Genomic DNA, 23,289 nt, shown 5'->3' on the forward strand with positions numbered 1-23,289 from the left:
TATACAACTTTGTGACAGAAATGTAAACGTTTTTATAAATAAAAAGTGTTGACGGATTTTATTCGTGGGATTAATATTTAAATACGTTAAATATTTTATTGCTTAAATAAGAGGTGGATAACATGCCAAATGATATGACGCATATCGATAAAATTCAAGCTCTTGCCTTTTCGATTGGAAAGAAAATGCAGACGGAGTTATTAGAACAAATGCAAGCAACAGGACTTACACCACCGCAGTTTTATATTTTAAAGATTTTAGATCATTACGGTGCTTCAAGAGCGACAAAATTAGCAAAAAAGATGTATGTAAAGCCTAGTGCAATTACAGTGATGATTGATCGCCTAATTGACCAAGAGCTAGTAGAACGCTATCACGACAAAGATGACCGCCGTGTTGTCATCATTGAGTTAACAAAAAAGGGGAAAGCAAGAGTAGAAGAGGCAATGACCGCTCGTAATGAGCATATTGCAAAATATTTCTCACATTTAGAATTACAAGAAAGAGAAGATTTGTTACGCCTCTTTGAGAAGTTAGAAACAATTATTTGCGGGACACAAGAGAAAAAAGAGAATAACTAAGAGGAATTGAGGAGATTACATGGAGCAACAAGAAAACATAAATAGAAAGTTGCTGTTAATCGGTTTAATAATCGCGATGCTATTTGCTGCATTAGATGGAACAATCGTTGGTACAGCAATGCCACGTATCGTCGGTGAACTAGGCGGATTAAGTTTAATGACGTGGTTAACGACAGCTTATATGTTAACATCAACGACAGTTGTACCAATTGCAGGTAAATTAGCGGATTTACTTGGCCGTCGTAACGTATATATTACAGGGCTAGTTATCTTTATGGTTGGTTCGGCGTTATGTGGTATGGCAAATGGTATGACAGAATTAATCATTTTCCGTGGTATTCAAGGTCTTGGTGGCGGTATTATGATGCCAATGGCTATGATTATTATCGGAGATATGTTCACGGGAAAAGAACGTGCGAAATGGCAAGGTATTTTTGGTGCGTTATACGGTCTTGCTTCTGTAATTGGACCACAAGTGGGTGGCTGGATTGTAGACGCAGTGAACTGGAGATGGGTATTCTACATTAACTTACCAGTTGGTATTTTAGCAACAATCTTTATTGCAATGGGATTAAAGTCACATAAACAAACAGGACCGATCAAAATTGATATTGCTGGAATCTTTACGATGATTCTCGGTGTTGTAAGTTTATTACTTGCATTAACGTTTGGCGGAAAAGATTATCCATGGAATTCTTGGCAAATTATCGGTTTATTTGCATTAGCTCTAATTGGTATTGTTAGCTTTGTTATCGTTGAAACGAAAGCAGAAGAACCAATTTTACCGATGCATTTCTTTAAAAATCGCACGTTTACAATACTGAATGCGATTGGTTTCTTTATGAGTATCGGAATGTTTGGTGCGATTATGTTCGTACCATTCTTCATGCAAGGAATTGTAGGAGTAAGTGCTGCTGAATCAGGAACAATCATGACGCCGATGATGATTACAATGATTGTTATGAGTATTATCGGTGGGCAACTCGTATTAAAAGTTGGTGTGAAACCACAAATTATTACAGGGATGCTTATTATGGCTGGTGGTTTCTGGTTATTAACAACGATGGATATGCACACGACTAAACTTACTGCTACTTTTTATATGAGTATTATCGGTTTAGGAATGGGTCTTGTTATGCCGACATTAACATTAGCGTTACAAGAAAGTTTCCCGAAAAAAGATCTTGGTGTCGTAACATCATCAAGTCAGTTCTTCCGTCAAATCGGTGGAACATTTGGTATTACAATTTTAGGGTCAATCATGAATAACACTTCAGGTACAACATTAACAAAGAATTTAGTACCTGTATTAGATACATTCCCGAAAGAAGCGGGACAAATGGTAACGAAATTTAAAGATATGATTCATACAGATCCACAAGGTTTATATTCGATGCTATTTAGTCCAGAAGCATTAAAACAAATGCCAGAAGCATTCGCTAACAGCATTGTACCAATTTTGAAAAACTCCTTAGTAGACTCACTTCATACTGTATTCCTAACAGGATTAGTATTCATTGTAGTGGGTGCTATCTTTACGATTTTCTTACAGAAGATTAAACTATCAGATCGTAAAAAAGACGCTGAAGAGCCTGCTGCACAGGAAAAAGAACAAACTGTATCATATTCGTAATGAAAAAGCATCGCCTTATGGCGATGCTTTTTTTGAGTATAACCTGAAAAGCTTTTTCGTGAGAAATGATTGACGTATTTCTAGAAATACGTTATATTATTTTCTGTAAACGGTTACATGAAATGGAGAGGAAAGAGAATGAGTACGATTAAAGACGTTGCAAAATTAGCGGGAGTATCTGTTGCGACCGTTTCCAGAGTGTTAAATAAAAATGGATATGTTCATGAAGATACATTAAAGAAAGTAGAGCGAGCAATTGAGATGCTAGATTATAAACCTAGTACAGTAGCGCGTTCACTGTATAATAAAAAATCTCGTTTAATTGGCTTAGTTGTTCCAAATATCGTGAATCCATTCTTTCCAGAAGTTGCACGTGCCGTAGAAGATGTAGCGCATAAGCAAGGATACACAGTTGTCCTTTGTAACTCTGATGAGAGTTTAGAGAAAGAAAAGCAATATATTGATGTACTTAGGCAAAATAATGTAGATGGATTTATTGTAGCAACAAATCCACAAAATAGTGTTAATTACATGAAGTTGTCTGTTCCAGTTGTTGCAATTGACCGTATGTTTAATGAGCGTATTCCTACTGTATATGCAGATAACTATGCAGGGAGTCAGGCAGCGACAAAGTTATTAATAGATAAAGGCTGTAAATATATTGCGCATATTCGCGGACCGCGTGACGTAAGCACGGCTAATGAACGCTTTGAAGGTTTTGTAGACGTTATTACGCAAAGTAATCTTTCTTATATGATTGCAGAGAGTACATTTGATCCAGCTAATAGTGAGCGTGTAGCGGTAGAATTATTAGAAGAATACCCACATATTGATGGAATTGTTGCTGGAAATGATTTAATTGCAATAGGTATTGTAAAGGCTGCACTTCAAAAGGGGATTTCTATTCCAGATGATTTACAAATTATCGGATTCGATGGAATTTCTTTAACAGAAATGATGTATCCATCTATTACAACTGTTGCACAGCCAATTTATGAGATGGGGAAAATTGCAACAGAGCTGTTATTAGAGCAGATGGAAGGAAACGTATTAGAAGAGAAACACTATCGTTTACCGATTGAAATTATAGAACGAAATACAACGAAGTAAGGAGATGAAACAGATGCCAAATATTGCAGTAGTAGGTAGTATTTCAATGGACTTAGTGGCCGTTTCAAAAAAACGTCCGAAAGCGGGAGAAACAGTAATTGGTGAAGCATTTCATACAATTCCAGGAGGAAAAGGAGCGAACCAAGCGGTTGCTGCAGCTAGATTAGGCGCAAATGTAGCAATGGTTGGAGCGGTAGGAAACGATAATTATGGAACTGTAGTGAGGAAAAATTTAGAGAACGAACGTGTTTTTATCGACTATGTGGTACCGGTTACAGATGCGGCAACAGGAATTGCTCATATCGTTTTAGCAGAAGAGGATAACAGTATTGTTGTCGTGCAAGGGGCGAATGCACTTGTAAATGAGTCGATTGTAGATCGTTCAAAAGATCTTCTTATAAAAGCAGATATGGTTGTTCTTCAACTAGAGATTCCACTTGAAACAGTAAAATATGTATTGGCTATTTGTGAGGAACACAAAATCCCAGTTATGTTAAATCCAGCGCCAGCACAAGTGTTATCAGAAGATATATTAGAAAAGGCAACTTATATTACGCCAAATGAACATGAGTGCCGCATCGTATTAGATGATTTCACATCACCAATTGAAGAGTTACTGGCTAAATATCCAAATAAACTATTGATGACAGAAGGTTCTAACGGTGTTCGTTTCCATAATGGTACGGAGATTGTACATGTTCCTAGCATTGCTGTTGATGTAGTAGATACGACTGGAGCTGGTGATACATTCAATGGTGCATTAGCAGTTGCACTTTCTGAAGGAGAAACACTTCAAAAAGCAATTCGTTTTGCAAATATTGCTGGTGGTCTTTCTGTAACGAAGCTTGGGGCGCAAGGTGGTATGCCAACGAGAGATAAAGTACGTGAAGTGCAGGTGATTGTCGGATGAAAAAGCACGGTGTATTAAACAGTGAGATTGCATCTGTCCTTGCTTCACTGGGGCATACAGATACGATTGTAATTGCAGACTGCGGGTTACCAATTCCTGACGGAGTAAAGCGAATTGATTTAGCCGTTGAGATTGGAAAACCTAGCTTTTTAGACGTATTGCAAGTGGTAGCTAATGATATGGCAATTGAAAAAGTGACGTTAGCAGAAGAAGTCATTAATAATAATGCGGAAGTAAATAAAGAGATTGAGCTGAAATTAATAGAGTCAGCATTTGAATATGTATCGCATGAACAATTTAAAGAGCACACGAAGAAAGCGAAGGCGATTATTCGTACAGGAGAGGCTACTCCTTATGCCAATGTAATTTTACATGCAGGCGTGATTTTTTAATAAAGGGAAGTGATGAGAATGCGTATTGAAATGAAAAATATTTCAAAGGCGTTCAATGGTAATCCTGTTTTGAAGAGTGCACAATTTATGATTAAAACAGGGGAAGTCCATGCATTGATGGGGGAAAATGGAGCGGGGAAATCAACGCTCATGAAGATTTTAACAGGTGTATATAAAAGAGATAGTGGAACAATCACGATTGATGGACAAGAACGAACTTTTAAAAATGCGAAAGAAGCAGAAGAGTACGGTATTGCATTTATACATCAAGAATTGAACATATTATCGAACTTAACAGTAGCTGAAAATATGTTTCTTGGTAAAGAGTTAATGTATGGGAAGACAGGTATTTTGCGTACGCGTCAAATGAACGCGATTGCGCAGCAGCAACTAGCAGAGTTAGGGTTACATGTAAAAGGTGCTATGTTGGCAGGAGAGTTATCGGTTGGACAACAGCAAATTATCGAAATTGCGAAAGCGTTAATGACAAATGCGAGCGTTATTATTATGGATGAACCTACAGCTGCATTAACAGATCGTGAAATTGAAACGTTGTTTACTGTCATTAATAAATTACGTAAAGAAGGCGTTTCGTTCGTTTATATTTCACACCGAATGGAAGAGATTTTTTCAATATGTGATGCGATTACGATTTTACGTGATGGGGAATACGTCGGAAAGAGATTAATTCCGGAAACATCGTTTGATGAAGTAGTGAGTATGATGGTGGGGCGCAGCATTGGTGAACGTTACCCAGAACGAAATAGTCAAATTGGCGATGTTATTTTTGAAATGCGTAATGGAACGAAAAAAGGGAAGTTTGAAAATGTATCGTTTCAAGTGAGAAAAGGTGAAATCCTTGGTGTTGCTGGCCTGATGGGAGCTGGCCGTACAGATATTATGAAAGCGATATTTGGATACGAACCGTTAGATTCTGGCCAAATTTTCATAAATGGACAAGAAGTAAAGATTGATAGTCCGATAGATGCGATTAGACAAAGAATAGCTTTCATTACAGAGGATAGAAAATCTGAAGGATTAGTGTTAGATTTCTCAATTCGAGAAAATTTAGCTTTACCGAATTTAGAAAGTCTTTCAAAGGGAAGTGTCTTAAGTAACGAACTAGAACAACAGTTTACAGCGGATATGATGAAGCTGCTTAATGTGAAAGCAGCTAGTGGAGAGCAAGCAGTGAAATCTCTTTCTGGTGGGAATCAGCAAAAGGTTGTTATTGCAAAATGGCTAGGTATCCACCCGCAGCTACTCATTTTAGATGAGCCAACAAGGGGTGTAGATGTTGGAGCGAAAAAAGAAATTTACTCTATTATGAATAAGCTTACCGAGCAAGGGGATGCCGTTATTATGGTATCATCGGAGCTTCCAGAAGTTTTAGGAATGAGTGATCGCATTCTTGTTATTCATGAAGGAAAAGTTGGCGGTATTTTAGAGAAAGATGAGGCGTCACAAGAGTCTATTATGGCACTAGCTACAGGGGGAGAGTAAGGATGGCTAAGAAGGGGAATGTATTACAACAACTCGGTTCTTTAATCGGTTTAGTATTAATTATCGTCGTAATTACAGCTTTAAATCCAGCATTTATTGAAATTCCAAATTTATTTAATATACTGCGTCAAGTATCGATTAATGCGCTTATTGCATTCGGAATGACCTTTGTAATTTTAACAGGGGGTATTGACTTATCGGTAGGTTCTATTTTAGCATTAGCAAGTGCACTTGTTGCTGGAATGATGGCAAGTGGCATGGACCCGTTCCTTGCAATGGCAGTTGGATTATTAGCTGGTCTTGTAATGGGAATTGTAAACGGTATCATCATAGCGAAGGGAAAAGTAGCTCCATTTATTGCAACTTTAGCAACAATGACTATTTTTCGTGGGTTGACGCTTGTTTATATGGACGGACGTCCGATCACTGGTCTTGGTGATCATTTAATGTTCCAAATGTTTGGCCGCGGTTATTTTCTCGGTATTCCGGTACCAGCTGTTACAATGATGATCGCTTTCGCAGTACTGTACTTCATTTTGAAGAAAACGACATTTGGTCGCCGTACATTTGCAATTGGTGGAAATGAAGAAGCAGCAGCACTATCAGGTATTAATGTTACGAGAATTAAAGTAATGATTTACGGTCTTTCCGGAATTTTGGCAGCGCTTGCAGGTATTGTCTTAACATCACGACTAGATTCTGCACAGCCAACTGCAGGTACTTCTTACGAATTAGATGCAATTGCAGCAGTTGTATTAGGTGGAACAAGTCTTTCTGGGGGAAGAGGATGGATTGTTGGTACATTCATCGGTGTACTTATTATCGGTGTACTAAATAATGGTTTAAATTTATTAGGCGTATCTTCTTTCTTCCAACAAGTTGTAAAAGGACTTGTAATCTTACTAGCTGTATTAATTGATCGTCGAAAAGAAGCGTAATGGAGGGACAGTTCATGAAGAAATGGTTACTTATACTCGTTGCATGTATTATGGTCATTACTGCTGGTTGTTCAATGGAACCACCAGAATGGGCAAAGGATTCTGGCGATAAAGGTCGAAATAAAACTATTAAAGTTGGATTCTCTGTTTCAACTTTAAACAATCCATTTTTTGTGACTTTGAAAAAAGGGGCAGAAAAGACAGCGAAAGAAAGCGGCATTGAATTGATTGCTGTTGATGCGCAAAATGATGCAGCAAAGCAAACGAACGATGTTGAAGATTTAATCCAAAAAGGTGTCGATGTAGTTGTTATTAATCCAACCGATTCAGATGCTGTTGCCTCAGCAGTAAGTGCGGCAAATGCAGCGAATGTCCCTGTTATTACAGTAGACCGCGTTGCAAATTCAGGTAAAGTTGTTTCTCACATTGCCTCTAATAACATTGAAGGTGGTCAAATGGCTAGTGATTACATTCGTGAATTAGTCGGAGAGGGAGCAAACGTTGCTGAATTAGAAGGACTCCCTGGCTCTTCTGCTGCTCGTGAGCGCGGGAAAGGATTCCATAACGTAGCGGATAAATTTTTAAAAGTAGTTGCCAAACAAGCAGCTGATTTTGACAGAGCAAAAGGATTATCTGTTATGGAAAACATTTTACAAGCAAATGGTGATATTAAAGCCGTGTTTGCGCATAACGACGAGATGGCATTAGGCGCACTTGAAGCATTGAAGTCTGCTGGAAAAACGGATGTAGTCGTTGTTGGGTTTGATGCAACAGAAGATGCTGTAAAAGCGGTTAAAGATGGGCGTATGGCTGCAACAGTTGCTCAAAAACCGGAATTAATCGGGGAGAAGGCGATGCAAACAGCAAAAGAGATAACACAAGGTAAAAAAGTGGACAAATCTATTCCGATTGAATTAGAGCTTATTAAGAAAAACAAATAAATATAAAATGAAAATTAGGAAGGAAGAATAACAAATGAAATTCTTTATTGATACAGCAAACATTAACGAAATTAAAGAGGCAAATGCATTAGGAGTATTAGCTGGAGTAACGACAAATCCATCACTTGTAGCAAAAGAAGGCGTAGATTTCCACGAGCGTATTCGTGAAATTTGCAACGTTGTAGAAGGACCTGTAAGTGCAGAAGTAATTAGCTTAGAAGCTGACAAAATGATCGAAGAAGGAAAAGAGTTAGCGAAAATTGCTCCAAACGTTGTTGTAAAAGTTCCAATGACAACAGAAGGTTTAAAAGCAGTAAAAGCATTCTCTGACTTAGGAATTCGCACAAACGTTACATTAGTATTCTCAGCAGTTCAAGCATTACTTGCAGCTCGTGCTGGTGCAACATACGTTTCACCATTCTTAGGTCGTTTAGACGATATCGGTCATAACGGTATGGACTTAATTCGCCAAATCGCAGAAATCTTTGCAATTCACGGCATTGAAACAGAAATCATTGCAGCATCTGTACGTCACAGCGTTCACGTAACAGAGGCTGCATTAAACGGTTCACATATCGCAACAATCCCAGCAAACGTAATTGCTTCATTAGTGAAGCACCCATTAACAGATCAAGGAATTGAGAAATTCTTAGCTGATTGGGAAAAAACACAAGAGAAATAATAGAAAATCAAGAATCCTAGTTTAATTGACTAGGATTCTTTTTTATTTAAAAGAATTTTCATGCAATTTTGCATATTGTCTTTTAAATTTGTTATATAAACTATTTAATATATACAAATCACTCTTTATTTTTCATATTTTGATATAAAGTGAAACTTTAATTAGTGGGGGGTTTTGTTCATCCCCCCACTAATTATTAGCCTTCACCAATCGGACTTTAACGGGCAGTTATCTCCCACCTAACTTTCTCGCATTCACCGAATTTTGAGGTGGGAGTCTTACTGCCCGTTAAAGCGGGATAAAAAGATAGAGGGTCTGACCAGAAAACTGGAGGGCATGATTCTATAACAGAAAGTTTTAATGTTTATAGAATTATGCCTTTTTATATAGGGAGGATAGTAAACAGAGGTTGCGACAAAAATGCACTTATTTATCTGAATTTTAAGTTTTATAAAAGGAGAGAGATAGAATGAGAAGAAAAGCACCATTTAAAGTGTTGTCATCATTAGCAATTGCGGCAATTATCGGATGTACATCTGTAATGAGTACGCCGCTGGCATACGCAGAAACGCCAGCAAAAGAGAAAGAAAATGTATCTACAACACCAATTGATTACAATTTAATTCAAGAAGATCGTTTAGCGGAAGCGTTGAAAGAAAGAGGAACAATTAATCCAGCATCATCTAAAGAAGAAACGAAAAAAGCTGTAGAAAAGTATATTGAAAAGAAACAAGGCGATCAGGCAAATAAAGAAATTCTTCCAGCGGATACTGCTAAAGAGGCATCTGATTTTGTGAAAAAAGTAAAAGAGAAAAAAATGGAAGAAAAGGAAAAGGTAAAGAAACCTGAAAAAAATGTTAGCCCTGAGCAAAAGCCAGAACCAAATAAAAAGCAATTGAATGGACAAGTCCCAACTTCTAAAGCAAAGCAAGCGCCGTATAAGGGATCTGTTCGAGCTGATAAAGTATTAGTATTACTCGTTGAATTTAGTGATTATAAACATAATAATATCGATCAAACGCCAGGGTATATGTATTCGAATGACTTTAGTAGAGAGCATTATCAAAAGATGTTGTTTGGTAATGAGCCTTATACATTATTTGATGGTTCGAAAGTAAAAACATTTAAACAATATTATGAAGAGCAGTCTGGCGGTAGTTATACGACTGATGGATATGTAACAGAATGGCTAACTGTTCCAGGAAAAGCATCTGACTACGGTGCTGATGGTAGTAGTGGTCATGATAACAAAGGTCCAAAAGGTGCACGTGATTTAGTGAAAGAAGCTTTACATGCAGCTGCTGAGAAAGGGTTAGATTTATCTCAATTTGATCAATTCGATAGATATGATACAAATGGTGATGGAAATCCAAATGAGCCTGACGGTGTAATTGATCATTTAATGGTAATCCATGCTGGTGTTGGTCAAGAGGCAGGTGGCGGTAAATTAGGTGATGATGCAATCTGGTCACACCGTTCAAAATTAGCGGTAGATCCGGTAGCGATTGAAGGTACAAAATCAAATGTAGATTACTTTGGTGGAAAAGTAGCAGCGCATGATTACACAATTGAACCAGAAGATGGAGCAGTAGGTGTATTTGCGCATGAATTTGGACATGACCTTGGCTTACCAGATGAATATGACACGAAATATACTGGAACTGGTTCACCTGTCGAAGCTTGGTCATTAATGAGCGGAGGTAGTTGGACAGGGAAAATTGCAGGAACAGAGCCAACTAGTTTTTCGCCACAAAATAAAGACTTCTTACAAAAGAATATGGGCGGCAACTGGGCAAAAATTTTAGAAGTAGATTACGATAAAATTAAGCGTGGTGTAGGCATTCCTACATATATTGATCAAAGTGTTACGAAATCTAATCGTCCAGGCGTTGTACGTGTTAACTTACCAGGTAAAAGTGTAGAAACAATTAAACCGGAGTTTGGAAAGCATGCATATTATAGTACAAGAGGCGATGATATGCATACAACATTAGAAACACCGTTCTTTGATTTAATAAAAGGAACAAATGCAAAGTTCGATTATAAAGCAAATTATGAGTTAGAAGCAGAGTGCGATTTCGTTGAAGTACATGCAGTAACAGAAGATGGAACGAAAACATTAATTGATAGACTTGGAGAAAAAGTAGTCCAAGGAGATAAAGATACAACAGATGGAAAATGGATTGATAAATCATATGATTTAAGTCAATTTAAAGGGAAGAAAGTGAAACTGCAATTCGATTATATTACAGATCCAGCTGTAACATATAAAGGTTTCGCGATGGATAATGTAAATGTAACTGTTGATGGACAAATTGTATTTTCTGATGATGCAGAAGGACAGTCTAAAATGAATGTAAATGGTTTTGTTGTTTCTGATGGAACAGAGAAGAAAGCTCTTTATTACTACTTAGAGTGGAGAAACTATGCGGGGTCAGATAATGGATTAAAAGCAGGAAAAGGTCCAGTGTATAATACAGGTCTTGTCGTTTGGTATGCAGATGATAGCTTTAAAGATAACTGGGTTGGGGTACATCCAGGTGAAGGATTCCTTGGTGTTGTAGACTCGCATCCAGAAGCACTTGTTGGTAATTTAAATGGGAAACCAGCGTACGGCAATACAGGTATGCAAATTGCAGATGCTGCATTTTCATTTGATCAAACACCAGCATGGAGTGTAAATTCATTAACACGTGGACAGTTTAACTATTCTGGATTACAAGGTGTTACAACTTTTGATGATTCAAAAGTATATAGTAACAAACAAATTGCAGACGCAGGTAGAAAAGTTCCAAACCTTGGACTTAAATTCCAGGTTGTTGGACAGGCAGATGATAAATCGGCAGGTGCTGTTTGGATTAAACGTTAATAATATAAAAGCACATTCTTCCTATGAAGAGTGTGCTTTTTATTTGTACAGTAAGTTATTATTTTAGTTTATGTAATACAAGTGTCTGTTCATATGTAGTGTATCAAATTATGTTGGAGAAGGAAATATTTCCGAGGAAATTGTCGAAGTATCGTCGGTATTTATACACTTTTTTTGTAAAGGAAGAAATGTAGTATTGCCTTTACCATTCAATTTATTTACATTGTTACTTAGCTACACACAAAAGTAATATATTTGGCAAAAAAAGAGCTCTATTCGATAGGGCTCTTTTTTATGGATAGAAAGGGGTGAATGAAATGAAAGAAATAATTGAATGTCCACAGTGTGAAGGGAATATTACTGCACAACATATTATGGATCTCCCGCATCCTTTTTCATTCAGGTGTCCACACTGTAAGGTGAAGCTAAAAGAAATGAGGATCACACCATGCTTAATATTAGCGGCAGTTTGTATCATTCCACTGTTTATTATAATTGGAGAGAGTATTAAGGAATTACTAGTAAAATATTTTTCTATTATAGACGATGTCCCAACTGTACTGATTTTCTTCTTATTTTGTTATCCATTGTATTATCTCTATGAAAAATATAATGCCATATTGTTTATTAAATACGGCTTATTGAAAGTTAAAAGTTGAATAGGAGCTTATCATTAAAAAAGACAATGATGGAATTAACCCATCATTGTCTTTTTTACTTTGCTTTTTGCTTTACTTTTTATTTTGCTTCTTACATAAATCATTCCAGCGAATGTTAATAAGAATGCAGTTCCGATAACGAAGCTGACGCTAGGGGATGCCCCGATTGCACCAACTGTAAAGGATCCAGCAACAACTCCTAATGAGAAGAAAGCATAAAACAACCCAAATGCTTTTCCACGTTTATCATCTGTCGTATTTTCAACAAGTAATGCATTTATCGATGGGAAAAGGATAGCGAATCCAATGCCATAAATCATCATAACGATAAAGAGCATGCCTTTTGTTGCGAATAATCCAAGTAAAGATAAAGCTAATGCCATTACTACAATCCCAATTAACATGAGCTTTGAACGATTAAATCGATCGTAAATACGGTTTGTTGGCAGTAAGAAGAAGAGGATAGCGGTAATTCCGAATACACTTAACATCATACCTGTTGTAGATGCTTTAAGTGCTAATGCCTCAACTTTCACTGGTAGCATATAAGTGACAATTCCTTGTGAAAACATTAGTGTGAACGCACCAATATATGCTTGTAATAACGGTTCTGATTTCAATAGTTCAATCATATCTTCTTTGTTCATCATTTGTGTTCTTGAAGTATCTGTTCTTGATACGTTATTTGGTAAGAAGAATAGAGATACGATTGTACCAAGGACCATTAAAATAGAAATGGTAATGAACACCCACTCTATACCAGCAGTAGCTTTCATAACCCCACTGAAAGCAGGTCCTACAATTGCCGCTGTTCCAACAGCAGCACCAGATAGAGCCATTGCCTTACCTTGTCTTGCTGAATTTGTTTGTTTTGATAAAAACGTAAAGGCAGCAGGAATTAAAAATCCGTCACTAAAGCCGTGCATAAAGCGCACAACTAATAGTTGTTCACCACTTTGAACAACGGTGTATAACAAGACTATGAAACTCGTAAGTCCCATGCTTATATAAAGTATTTTTTTTGCACCAAATTTATCGACGGCAGCGCCAGCAATTATATTACCGATCATATTAGCGAATGAGTACATACCGACAACTAGCCCAATGATAAGAGGAGATCCTCCAAGACTTTGAGCGAACGTACTCATAATAGGTAATTGTGAAAATGTATCTAGAAACGCTACGATAACAATAAAGTAAATAAAATATTTCAAGCGATATTCACCTCTCCTATGCTATTATGGCATAATGCTAATTTCAACCGCAATGAAATTGAATTAACAGATGTGGAAAAAAGTACAAAGTGACAAAATATTGAACATTATTTGTTAAAATTTAGTGGGAAAGAGATTGTTTTTTTGAAATATATGGATGGAAGTATTATAATAGATTTGTAAACTTCACCAGGTTAAGTATATACGTAGAGAGGGATGTATAAAATGAAAGCACTACTTTGGCATAATCAACGTGATGTACGAGTAGAAGAAGTACCAGAACCAACTGTAAGACCAGGAGCAGTTAAGATTAAAGTGAAATGGTGTGGTATCTGCGGAACAGATTTGCATGAATATTTAGCAGGACCTATTTTTATTCCAACAGAAGAGCACCCATTAACACACGTAAAAGCACCGGTTATTTTAGGTCATGAGTTTAGTGGTGAGGTAGTTGAAATCGGTGAAGGCGTTACTTCTCATAAGGTGGGAGATCGCGTCGTTGTAGAACCAATTTATTCTTGTGGTAAATGTGAAGCTTGTAAACATGGACATTACAATGTTTGTGAACAACTTGTTTTCCACGGTCTTGGCGGAGAAGGCGGCGGTTTCTCTGAATATACAGTAGTACCAGAAGATATGGTTCACCATATTCCTGATGAAATGACGTATGAACAAGGTGCACTTGTAGAACCAGCAGCAGTAGCCGTTCATGCAGTACGTCAAAGTAAATTAAAAGAAGGGGAAGCTGTAGCAGTATTTGGTTGTGGTCCAATTGGACTTCTTGTTATTCAAGCGGCTAAAGCAGCAGGAGCAACTCCTGTTATTGCAGTTGAACTTTCTAAAGAACGTCAAGAGTTAGCAAAATTAGCAGGTGCGGATTACGTATTAAATCCAGCTACTCAAGATGTATTAGCAGAAATTCGTAGCTTAACAAATGGTTTAGGTGTAAATGTGAGCTTTGAAGTAACAGGTGTTGAAGTAGTACTTCGTCAAGCGATTGAAAGTACAAGCTTTGAAGGTCAAACTGTAATTGTGAGTGTATGGGAAAAAGACGCAACAATTACGCCAAACAACCTTGTACTAAAAGAAAAAGAAGTTATCGGTATTCTTGGATACCGTCATATCTTCCCAGCTGTTATTAAATTAATTAGCTCTGGCCAAATTCAAGCAGAGAAATTAATTACGAAAAAAATCACAGTGGATCAAGTTGTTGAAGAAGGATTTGAAGCACTTGTAAAAGATAAAACACAAGTGAAAATTCTTGTTTCACCTAAATAATAGAGAATAGTAAAAAGTAGCTCTTTTCTAGAAATAGAAGAGGGCTACTTTTTTTCTATACAGAAAGGTGATAGACTTTCCTTTAACTAAAGGTATTTTGTTTGGAAGGGGAAGTCTAATGCTTTCATTTATGTTGACATTGAAACGGATGCTAAAAGCTTGTTTGCGAGCGTGGAAAGATAAAGAATTTCAAGTGTTATTCGTATTAACATTTTTAACATTAACATCTGGTACGATTTTTTATAGTACAGTTGAAGGATTACGTCCTCTTGACGCTTTATATTTTAGTGTGGTCACGTTGACGACTGTCGGTGATGGGGATTTTAGTCCACAAACTGATTTTGGAAAGATATTTACAATCTTATACATATTTATTGGGATTGGATTAGTGTTTGGATTTATTCATAAGTTGGCAGTTAATGTACAACTGCCAAGTATATTATCGAATCGAAAAAAAGAGTAAAGCATGTGGATGCTTTACTCTTTTTTTACATTAGTTTAGACAATCATTTGCAGTAGATTAACAATACTTTATTACAATATAAGAGCATTCATTCATTATATTCACTATGTATAAAGTTATAATGATATGAACATTTGCATATTTTAATTTAGTGATAGAATTTTCATGAAAGGTGGGATATTCTAGTCATAGGTTAACCGGACGACATCATAGGATCCTAACAAAAAAGTTTACAATAATTCAATTATAAAATGGAGGATTTCAGATGAAAAAGAAAGTACTTGCTTTAGCAGCAGCTATTACATTAGTAGCTCCGTTACAAAGTGTTGCATTTGCTCATGAAAATGATGGGGGAAGTAAAATAAAAATAGTTCATCGCTGGTCTGCTGAAGATAAACATAAAGAAGGCGTAAACTCTCATTTATGGATTGTAAACCGTGCTATTGATATTATGTCTCGCAATACAACACTTGTAAAACAAGATCGAGTTGCACAATTAAATGAATGGCGTACGGAGTTAGAGAACGGTATTTATGCTGCTGACTATGAAAATCCTTATTATGATAATAGCACATTTGCTTCACATTTCTATGATCCAGACAATGGAAAAACATATATTCCATTTGCAAAGCAGGCAAAAGAAACTGGAGCTAAATATTTTAAATTAGCTGGTGAGTCATACAAAAACAAAGATATGAAACAAGCATTCTTCTATTTAGGATTATCCCTTCATTATTTAGGAGATGTAAACCAACCGATGCATGCGGCAAACTTTACAAATCTTTCGTACCCACAAGGATTCCATTCTAAATATGAAAACTTTGTAGATACAATTAAAGATAATTATAAGGTAACGGATGGAAATGGATATTGGAACTGGAAAGGTACAAATCCAGAAGAGTGGATTCATGGGGCGGCAGTAGCAGCGAAACAAGATTACTCTGGAATTGTAAATGATAATACGAAAGATTGGTTCGTAAAAGCGGCTGTATCACAAGAATATGCAGATAAATGGCGCGCTGAAGTTACACCAATGACAGGTAAGCGATTAATGGATGCACAACGTGTAACTGCTGGATACATTCAGCTTTGGTTTGATACGTACGGAGATCGTTAAGTATTTAAAAAAGGTCAAATCTCACAATAGAGTATTTGGCCTTTTTTATCACTATACAATACATGGAGGTATGAATCGTGAAAAGTAAATTGCTAAAAAGTATACTTAGCGTTGGAATAGGTCTAGCGGCTTTATATTGTGGATCCTCGGCTCAAGCGGAAGTGTCTACAAATAAAAACGATACATTAAAAGTGATGACACATAACGTGTACATGCTATCAACAAACTTATATCCGAACTGGGGACAAAGTGAGCGTGCTGATCTAATTGGATCGGCAGATTATATAAAGAATCAAGATGTTGTTATATTGAATGAAGTGTTTGATAATAGTGCTTCAAATCGCTTGTTAGGAAATTTGAAGACAGAATATCCAAATCAAACAGCAGTATTAGGTCGTAGTAACGGAAATGAATGGGATAAAACGTTAGGTAGCTATTCATCTTCAACTCCTGAAGATGGGGGCGTTGCAATCGTAAGCAAATGGCCAATCGTTGAAAAGATTCAATATGTATTTGCAAAAGGATGCGGGCCAGATAATTTATCAAATAAAGGATTTGTATACACGAAAATTAAGAAAAATGATCGTTTCGTTCATGTGATTGGGACACATTTGCAGGCTGAAGATAGTATGTGCGGAAAAACTTCACCTGCATCTGTACGTACAAATCAGCTAAAAGAAATTCAAGATTTTATAAAAAATAAGAATATACCAAATGACGAGTACGTCTTATTTGGTGGCGATATGAACGTGAATAAAATAAATGCAGAGAACAATAGTGACTCAGAGTACGCATCCATGTTTAAAACATTGCATGCGTCAGTTCCATCTTATACGGGACATACAGCAACTTGGGATGCGACGACAAACAGTATTGCGAAATATAATTTCCCTGATAGCCCTGCCGAGTATTTAGATTATATTATTGCAAGTAAAGATCATGCGAATCCATCATTTATAGAGAATAAAGTATTACAACCGAAATCTTCACAGTGGACTGTTACATCATGGCTCAAAAAATATACGTATGATGATTATTCTGATCATTATCCAGTAGAGGCAACTATTTCTATGAAGTAGTCCTAAAAAAGTTTCTTCTTAAATAGGAAGAAACTTTTTTATTTTGTAGAGGAGATTCCAACTTTCTTTCCAATATGTATAAGACATATAGAGAAGAGGAGAGAAAAAATGTGGATCGAGGAATTTTTAAAGAAGTTCCATTACCGTGTGCATTTTTGGATGAAGTAGCTTTAGATAGAAACATTCAATCGATTATAGAATTAAGTGGAAATAAGAAGATTCGTATAGCCAGTAAATCGTTACGTTCTGTTTCGGTTATGCAAAAGATTTTATCTGCAAATGATCGTTTTCAAGGTATTATGTGTTTTTCACCTAGGGAAGTTTTATTTTTAATTGAACAAGGATTCAATGATTTATTGCTTGGATATCCTGCTTATGATGAAAGAGCGTTACATGAAATAAGTTTGCTAACAAAGCAAGGGCTCATTATAACTTGTATGGTGGATTGTGAAGACCATATTGTTTATTTAGAAAAAATTGCTGAGAAGTCTAAAGGGTGTTTTCGTATTTGTTTGGATATTGATATGAGTAGTCGTTTTTTAAAATTTCATTTTGGAGTCAAAAGATCACCGATAAAAGATGTGCAAGGTGCTTTGAAAATAGTAAAAAGAGTGAAAGAATCATCATGTTTAATACTAGATGGTGTCATGGGATATGAAGCCCAAATTGCTGGGGTAGGAGACCACATACCGAATCAACGAGTGAAAAGTAAAGCGATTTCGTATTTAAAGAAGAAATCGGTGTTGGAAGTTAAAGAAAGAAGAGGACATATCGTAAAAGAAATACAAAACCTAGGTACTAAACTAAGATTTGTAAATGGGGGAGGCACAGGAAGTATAAAAACAACTGAGCAAGATAACTCAGTTTCAGAGATTACAATAGGCTCTGCTTTTTATGCCCCGAAGCTATTTGATTATTATAAAGAGGTGCAATTTCATCCAGCTGTCGGATTTGCTTTACCAGTTGTGCGTAAACCAGCCCCGTTTATTTACACTTGTTTAGGTGGTGGATATATTGCCTCAGGCGCAATTGGTAAAGATAAAGAACCTGAGATTTGGAGGCCAAATGGTGCGGAATTATTAGCTCTAGAAGGTGCTGGCGAGGTACAAACACCGATTTTTTATAACGGTGAGGAACGAGTAGAGATAGGAGATCCTATCTTGTTTCGCCATAGTAAAGCTGGAGAATTATGTGAGCGTTTTCCTTTTTTATATCGTGTGAAAGAAGGAGAGATTGTTGGGGAGTATGCAACATATCGGGGGGATGGCCAATGCTTTCTATAAAGGGACAAAAATGGAGAAATTGGACAGGGAATGTAGAAGGAACACCGGATTATACGATGTATCCAGAAAGTATACAAGATGTAGTAGAAGTTGTAGAACTTGCACGAAAAGAAGGAAAGAAAATTCGTGTTGTCGGTTCAGGGCACTCGTTTACACCACTTGTGCAAACGGAAGAAATTTTAGTTTCTTTAGATGAATTGAAAGGTATTATGAATATTGATACAGAGAAGATGGTTGCTGAAGTATGGGCAGGAACAAAGCTACATGATTTAGGGAGGTTACTTGAAGAAAAAGGTTATGCACAAGAAAATTTAGGGGATATTGATTCACAATCTATCGCAGGAGCGATTAGTACAGGGACTCATGGGACGGGTATTACCTTTGGGAGTTTATCAACACAAGTTATAGAGATTACCGCAGTTTTATCTACAGGTGAGAGTATAGTTTGTTCGGAAACTGAGAATGTGGAATATTGGAGAGCCTTTCAGTTATCGCTTGGGATGCTAGGTATCATTGTAAAGATAAAATTGAAAGTTATCAGGGCATATTCACTTGTGTATGAAAGTGAAAAACAGTCATTATCTACTGTAATGAACAAGCTAGAAGAATATAAGAAGAATCGTCATTTTGAATTTTTCGTTTTTCCTTATTCAGATGAAGTACAAGTGAAATTTACAAATGAAACAACAGGTAAAAAAAGTGATTTGAAATGGCATAAACTAAAGGTAGAGTTGCTTGAAAATAAGATGTTTTCTTTGTTATCTAAAGGATGTAAATGGTTTCCTTCTATAAGTAAAGGAGTAAGTCGATTATCGGCTAAAGCTGTACCGAATACAAAAATAATTGGTTCGAGTTATGAAGTATTTGCTACGTCGCGTGCGGTTCCATTTTATGAAATGGAGTATAGTGTTCCTTCAAAGTATATGCGGGCCGTTGTAGAAGAAATTTCAAACCTTATTGAAAAGAAAAAGTATAAAGTGCACTTCCCAATTGAATGCCGGTATGTGAAAAGGGATGATATATGGCTCAGTCCAGCGTACGGAAGGGATTCAGCGTACATTGCTGTTCATATGTATAAAGGTATGAAGTATGCTGCTTATTTTGGTGAGGTGGAGAAAATTTTTCTAAAGTATGAGGGACGGCCGCATTGGGGGAAAATGCATACATTAACGTACGAAAAATTACAAAATATATATCCAGAATTGCATTCGTTTCTAAAGGTGAGGAAATTATTAGATGAAGTAGAAATGTTTTCAAACCCTTACACAGAAAAATTATTTACGATTATGAAAAAAAGCTGACAAAGTATTACTTGTCAGCTTTTTTTAGTATGATCGCATTTCTTGTTTGACTAATGTGCTCGTAAAATAGTAACTTATCATGACTAAATACATGTAATAAAACATGAATAATAAATAGACCGTTAATTACGAGTTGGAATAATAATATAACTACTAATACTAAAGGCTCTTTAAGATTTAAGATAGAGCTACTCGAAAGAATATAATTGATTCCGCCTAAAATGAAATAGAATATACCGTAACGGATAAATAGCTCCTTCAATGTAATACGATCTGATTTTCCTTTCACGTAAATGCGAAGTAATGCTTTACCAATTGTCTTTCCATTTGTAAAGTATGGAATGATAATAAAGTAAATGAAGACTGAACAGGTAATGAAAAGGAGTTCGTATACATTTGTATAAGGTTGGATGTTAGCAATAAATAGTGAATTTCCTTTGTTTTTAATGAAAGGTACAACGATAGATAGGAAAATCCAATCAATTTGCATAGCGATGAGACGACGAATAAATCCAACTGGTTTCGTTTCTAAATCAATATGAATATCTAATTCGCTTGTTTTCGGAAGGAAGTACGTAAATATTGGTGCAATGATAAAACCAATTACGCCGCCTAGTGTGTTTAAAAACAAATCGTCAATATCAAATAAGCGATAGGCACAATTATAAATACCATATAATCCAGTTACTTGTGTTAATTCAAAGAACAGTGAAAGGCAAAAAGAAATGCACACTGTTTGTAAGAAGCTGCGTCGGAAATAATAACGCAAGTACATACCAAAAGGAACCGTTAGTAGAACGTTAAAAGCGACTTGTAAAAACGCAGACTCCTTTAATAAATAGAAGTAGGTAGATGGCTTCGTTAAAATTGCCGAGGTATGATTACTAATCTCTTGTATGAAATAAAATGGTGACAGTTGCATATGTTGTGTATTAGCCGGTTGTAGGCTACATGTATCATATGTTTGTGGCAAAGGTAAGATAACAAGAAAGTAGGCATTTAATACATAGAGTAATAGTGAATATAAAATAAATGAACGCCATTTATTCAAATACCCGTATTTGCGGTAATTAAATATTAAAAAAGGGATTAATAGAAACATTGCTAAAATAGGAAATAAAATAAATGCTGTTTTTATTGGAAATAAATATGCAGTCAAAATGAAGCTCCTTTCAATGAAAATTCGTTTATCATTATAACGTTAAAAGAACCGTAAAACAAAATTAAAATATTTCGAAATAGAAAAAATTACAAATTTATACAGGATTAAGTTATAATAAGTTTAATATAAGGATATTATGATTACTGTAAGTTGAGAGAGGGTACAAGATATGCGATATGAGCTTTTTTCTGTAAGTGGGGATCATATTACAACTTTTGAAAGTGCATGGCGTTTTCAAGAGGGAGAACAGATTTTTGTTCATAATGATCAAACAAAACGAAATTTTATTATTATCCGCCTAACGCATGATGTATTTCAACAAAATAAACATGTTATTCGTTTGTATTGTCAAGAAAAGAAAGTATACGCATAAAAGAGCCCCTCTTAATGTACAAAAAAGTAAGAGGGGCTTTATCATTATAAAGGTATAAAAAAAGCGAGTCTTCCTAGTTTAATAGAATGACTCGCTTTTCGCTTTGTAGGTTTCACTTTATAAGAAAATAAGAGTTAGTACACCTACGATAATGCAATAGAAAGAGAAATATTTTAAATTTCCTTTCGCCATAATGTTCATAAACCATTTTAATGAAATATACGTCATGATAAATGTTGCGATAAATGCAACGATATATGGTATGAATAGTGTGTCTAGATTTGGATCTTTTGCAATGTCTGTAATACTTAGTAATAAACCACCTAAGCTAACAGGAATGTATAGTAAAAATGAGAAACGAAGAGCTGTTTCTTGCTTCATACCAAGTAACATCGCTGCTACGATTGTTGCACCTGATCGGCTTATTCCAGGAATTAGTGCACAAGCTTGTGCTAATCCAACGATGATTGCATCTTTCATAGAAAGATCGCCATCATTTTTACGTCCACGCAAGTTTCTAATAATCCAAAGGCCAACAGCGGTAATAAGAAGGGAAATCCCAACCATTTTCACACCTTTTAAGTACTGGTCGATGTAATCTTTAAATAAAACACCAATAACACCTGCTGGAATGGTTGCAATAACAAGGTAAATGATGAAGAAGAAATCTGATTTTGCGTCTTCTGCTCTTGTAAAGATATAAGATAGACCATTCTTCGTTAGACGAATTAAATCATTTCTATAAATAAGTAATACAGCTAATAATGAAGCTGAATTAACAAGTAGTTCGAAGCTAAACCCTTCTATTTTTAGTCCTAGCAAATGTTGTGCTAAAACGAGGTGACCGCTTGAAGAAATCGGAATAGGTTCTGTTAGTCCTTGGAACAGACCAAGAATTAAATATTTTAAAATGTAGTAAAATTGTTCCATAATAACCTCCTTGTTTATTAGTCGAAAGAAACAACTTGTCCATTATAACAAAGATACGGATGAATATTGAGAAGAAATAAATATTCGGAATATAATAAAAATCCCTTATAACGGTATAAGGGATTTTTGTGATTAATGAGAAACTACTGTTCCTTGAAGACTTTCTGTTAATTGGACATCGACTTTCTCAGCATCATGAATATGATCCATAATAGTATTATTTAACTTTTGGAACATTTGTTGTGTATTAGCGAATTCTCGTAATATGTCATCATTACAAGATTTTTGGTTTTCGATAGCTTTAATAACGTTTGTAGCACCATTTTGTAACGTTTGAATCATAATTAAAATATTTTCAATTCTAGCGTTCGTATCGGCACTCATCTCTACACCTTCATCGACTAAATGTAAATTGTCTTTTGTGTTATCGTATGCTTTTTCAATTTCTTCTTGAATTTTTTTCGTTAAGTTTCCGATATTTTTTGTACTTTCGGCTGTACTTTCAGCTAGTTTTCTTACTTCATTGGCAACGACAGCGAATCCTTTACCGTGTTCTCCAGCACGGGCAGCTTCAATACTTGCATTTAAAGCAAGTAAATTTGTTTGTGCTGCAATGTTTTGAATGACTTCTACAATTTGCTCGATTTCTTTTGAGCGTTCACTTAAATGATTCATACTATTAGACGTGCGCTGAGATTGTTCACCTAATTTATTAATTACAATAAGTAAACGATGAACAGATTCTTTTCCTTCATTAGAGCAGTCAATAATTTCTTCAATTGACTGAATTAAGTTTTGTTCTTTTTGTAACATCTCATTATTCAACTCATTGGAATGTGTTGTACGAGTTGAAACATTTTCGAAACATGAG

General features: G+C 35.8%; 21 protein-coding genes and 1 pseudogene. 18 read left to right on the top strand and 4 right to left on the bottom strand.

The features are described from left to right. Nucleotides 1-122 precede the first annotated feature (122 nt). From ACTFOB_RS16185 to ACTFOB_RS16235, 11 genes are all read left to right on the top strand, one after another. Nucleotides 123-581, top strand: coding sequence for a MarR family winged helix-turn-helix transcriptional regulator (locus tag ACTFOB_RS16185; RefSeq protein ID WP_001132358.1), 459 nt, complete (start codon nucleotides 123-125; stop codon nucleotides 579-581). Nucleotides 582-600: 19 nt separating this feature from the next. Beyond that, nucleotides 601-2,214: an MDR family MFS transporter gene (locus tag ACTFOB_RS16190; RefSeq protein WP_440026950.1), complete on the top strand. Its 1,614-nt coding sequence runs from the start codon at nucleotides 601-603 to the stop codon at nucleotides 2,212-2,214. A gap of 138 nt (nucleotides 2,215-2,352) precedes the next feature. Next, a complete protein-coding gene (rbsR, locus tag ACTFOB_RS16195; protein ID WP_440026952.1) occupies nucleotides 2,353-3,324 on the top strand; it encodes a ribose operon transcriptional repressor RbsR in 972 nt (323 codons plus the stop codon). 13 nt (nucleotides 3,325-3,337) lie between these two features. Beyond that, nucleotides 3,338-4,234, top strand: coding sequence for a ribokinase (rbsK, locus tag ACTFOB_RS16200; RefSeq protein WP_440026954.1), 897 nt, complete (start codon nucleotides 3,338-3,340; stop codon nucleotides 4,232-4,234). After that, complete coding sequence (gene rbsD, locus ACTFOB_RS16205) at nucleotides 4,231-4,626, top strand: D-ribose pyranase (protein ID WP_440026955.1); 396 nt, start codon at nucleotides 4,231-4,233, stop codon at nucleotides 4,624-4,626. Before rbsK ends, rbsD begins: the two co-directional genes overlap by 4 nt. An 18-nt stretch (nucleotides 4,627-4,644) precedes the next feature. Next, entirely contained in the window at nucleotides 4,645-6,129 is a 1,485-nt protein-coding gene (gene rbsA, locus ACTFOB_RS16210) for a ribose ABC transporter ATP-binding protein RbsA (RefSeq protein WP_440027036.1), read from the top strand. Between the two features lie 2 nt (nucleotides 6,130-6,131). Then, entirely contained in the window at nucleotides 6,132-7,067 is a 936-nt protein-coding gene (locus ACTFOB_RS16215; protein WP_001074638.1) for an ABC transporter permease subunit, read from the top strand. 14 nt (nucleotides 7,068-7,081) lie between these two features. Next, the gene (gene rbsB, locus ACTFOB_RS16220; protein ID WP_440026958.1) at nucleotides 7,082-8,008 is read left to right on the top strand and encodes a ribose ABC transporter substrate-binding protein RbsB; all 927 of its coding nucleotides are present in this window, start codon (nucleotides 7,082-7,084) and stop codon (nucleotides 8,006-8,008) included. Nucleotides 8,009-8,042: 34 nt separating this feature from the next. Next, the gene (fsa, locus tag ACTFOB_RS16225; protein WP_000667662.1) at nucleotides 8,043-8,690 is read left to right on the top strand and encodes a fructose-6-phosphate aldolase; all 648 of its coding nucleotides are present in this window, start codon (nucleotides 8,043-8,045) and stop codon (nucleotides 8,688-8,690) included. Between the two features lie 469 nt (nucleotides 8,691-9,159). Then, nucleotides 9,160-11,559, top strand: a complete 2,400-nt coding sequence (inhA2, locus tag ACTFOB_RS16230; RefSeq protein WP_440026960.1) for a M6 family metalloprotease immune inhibitor InhA2 — start codon at nucleotides 9,160-9,162, stop codon at nucleotides 11,557-11,559. 317 nt (nucleotides 11,560-11,876) lie between these two features. Continuing rightward, nucleotides 11,877-12,218 carry a hypothetical protein gene (locus ACTFOB_RS16235; RefSeq protein WP_440026962.1) on the top strand — a complete coding sequence of 114 codons (342 nt, stop codon included), beginning with the start codon at nucleotides 11,877-11,879 and terminating at the stop codon, nucleotides 12,216-12,218. Nucleotides 12,219-12,253: 35 nt separating this feature from the next. Here the strand turns inward: ACTFOB_RS16235 and ACTFOB_RS16240 are convergent, their stop codons facing one another. Beyond that, the gene (locus ACTFOB_RS16240; protein WP_440026964.1) at nucleotides 12,254-13,432 is read right to left on the bottom strand and encodes an MFS transporter; all 1,179 of its coding nucleotides are present in this window, start codon (nucleotides 13,430-13,432) and stop codon (nucleotides 12,254-12,256) included. Between the two features lie 225 nt (nucleotides 13,433-13,657). On the opposite strand from ACTFOB_RS16240, the gene bdhA reads away from it, so the two are divergent. The 6 genes from bdhA to ACTFOB_RS16270 all read left to right on the top strand — a co-directional run bounded on the left by bdhA (nucleotide 13,658) and on the right by ACTFOB_RS16270 (nucleotide 19,953). Next, entirely contained in the window at nucleotides 13,658-14,710 is a 1,053-nt protein-coding gene (gene bdhA, locus ACTFOB_RS16245) for a (R,R)-butanediol dehydrogenase (RefSeq protein ID WP_151635743.1), read from the top strand. Between the two features lie 118 nt (nucleotides 14,711-14,828). Then, nucleotides 14,829-15,173 carry a potassium channel family protein gene (locus ACTFOB_RS16250; RefSeq protein WP_000948235.1) on the top strand — a complete coding sequence of 115 codons (345 nt, stop codon included), beginning with the start codon at nucleotides 14,829-14,831 and terminating at the stop codon, nucleotides 15,171-15,173. A gap of 265 nt (nucleotides 15,174-15,438) precedes the next feature. Further along, on the top strand, nucleotides 15,439-16,290 hold the full coding sequence (gene cerA / locus ACTFOB_RS16255; protein WP_000731009.1) for a phospholipase CerA: 852 nt from the start codon (nucleotides 15,439-15,441) through the stop codon (nucleotides 16,288-16,290). Nucleotides 16,291-16,367: 77 nt separating this feature from the next. Continuing rightward, nucleotides 16,368-17,369: a sphingomyelinase C gene (gene sph / locus ACTFOB_RS16260; RefSeq protein ID WP_440026967.1), complete on the top strand. Its 1,002-nt coding sequence runs from the start codon at nucleotides 16,368-16,370 to the stop codon at nucleotides 17,367-17,369. A 110-nt stretch (nucleotides 17,370-17,479) separates the two neighbouring features. Beyond that, nucleotides 17,480-18,652, top strand: a complete 1,173-nt coding sequence (locus tag ACTFOB_RS16265) for an amino acid deaminase/aldolase (RefSeq protein ID WP_440026969.1) — start codon at nucleotides 17,480-17,482, stop codon at nucleotides 18,650-18,652. Next, nucleotides 18,640-19,953 carry a D-arabinono-1,4-lactone oxidase gene (locus tag ACTFOB_RS16270; RefSeq protein ID WP_440026971.1) on the top strand — a complete coding sequence of 438 codons (1,314 nt, stop codon included), beginning with the start codon at nucleotides 18,640-18,642 and terminating at the stop codon, nucleotides 19,951-19,953. Before ACTFOB_RS16265 ends, ACTFOB_RS16270 begins: the two co-directional genes overlap by 13 nt. Before the next feature lie 7 nt (nucleotides 19,954-19,960). Here ACTFOB_RS16270 and ACTFOB_RS16275 read toward each other — a convergent pair whose 3' ends face one another. Then, nucleotides 19,961-21,112 (bottom strand): VanZ family protein, encoded by a 1,152-nt coding sequence (locus ACTFOB_RS16275; RefSeq protein ID WP_440026973.1) that lies wholly within the window; start codon nucleotides 21,110-21,112, stop codon nucleotides 19,961-19,963. A 172-nt stretch (nucleotides 21,113-21,284) separates the two neighbouring features. Here ACTFOB_RS16275 and ACTFOB_RS16280 point away from each other — a divergent pair, with 172 nt between their 5' ends. Next, a complete protein-coding gene (locus ACTFOB_RS16280; protein WP_065229760.1) occupies nucleotides 21,285-21,488 on the top strand; it encodes a hypothetical protein in 204 nt (67 codons plus the stop codon). Between the two features lie 117 nt (nucleotides 21,489-21,605). Here the strand turns inward: ACTFOB_RS16280 and ACTFOB_RS16285 are convergent, their stop codons facing one another. Then, nucleotides 21,606-22,418 (bottom strand): undecaprenyl-diphosphate phosphatase, encoded by an 813-nt coding sequence (locus tag ACTFOB_RS16285; protein ID WP_212956485.1) that lies wholly within the window; start codon nucleotides 22,416-22,418, stop codon nucleotides 21,606-21,608. A gap of 132 nt (nucleotides 22,419-22,550) precedes the next feature. Then, nucleotides 22,551-23,069: pseudogene (locus ACTFOB_RS16290) on the bottom strand (methyl-accepting chemotaxis protein); the annotation flags it as partial. Nucleotides 23,070-23,289: the final 220 nt, after the last annotated feature.

It is taken from the genome of Bacillus cereus group sp. MYBK79-1 (assembly GCF_051915365.1).
Lineage (GTDB): Bacteria > Bacillota > Bacilli > Bacillales > Bacillaceae_G > Bacillus_A.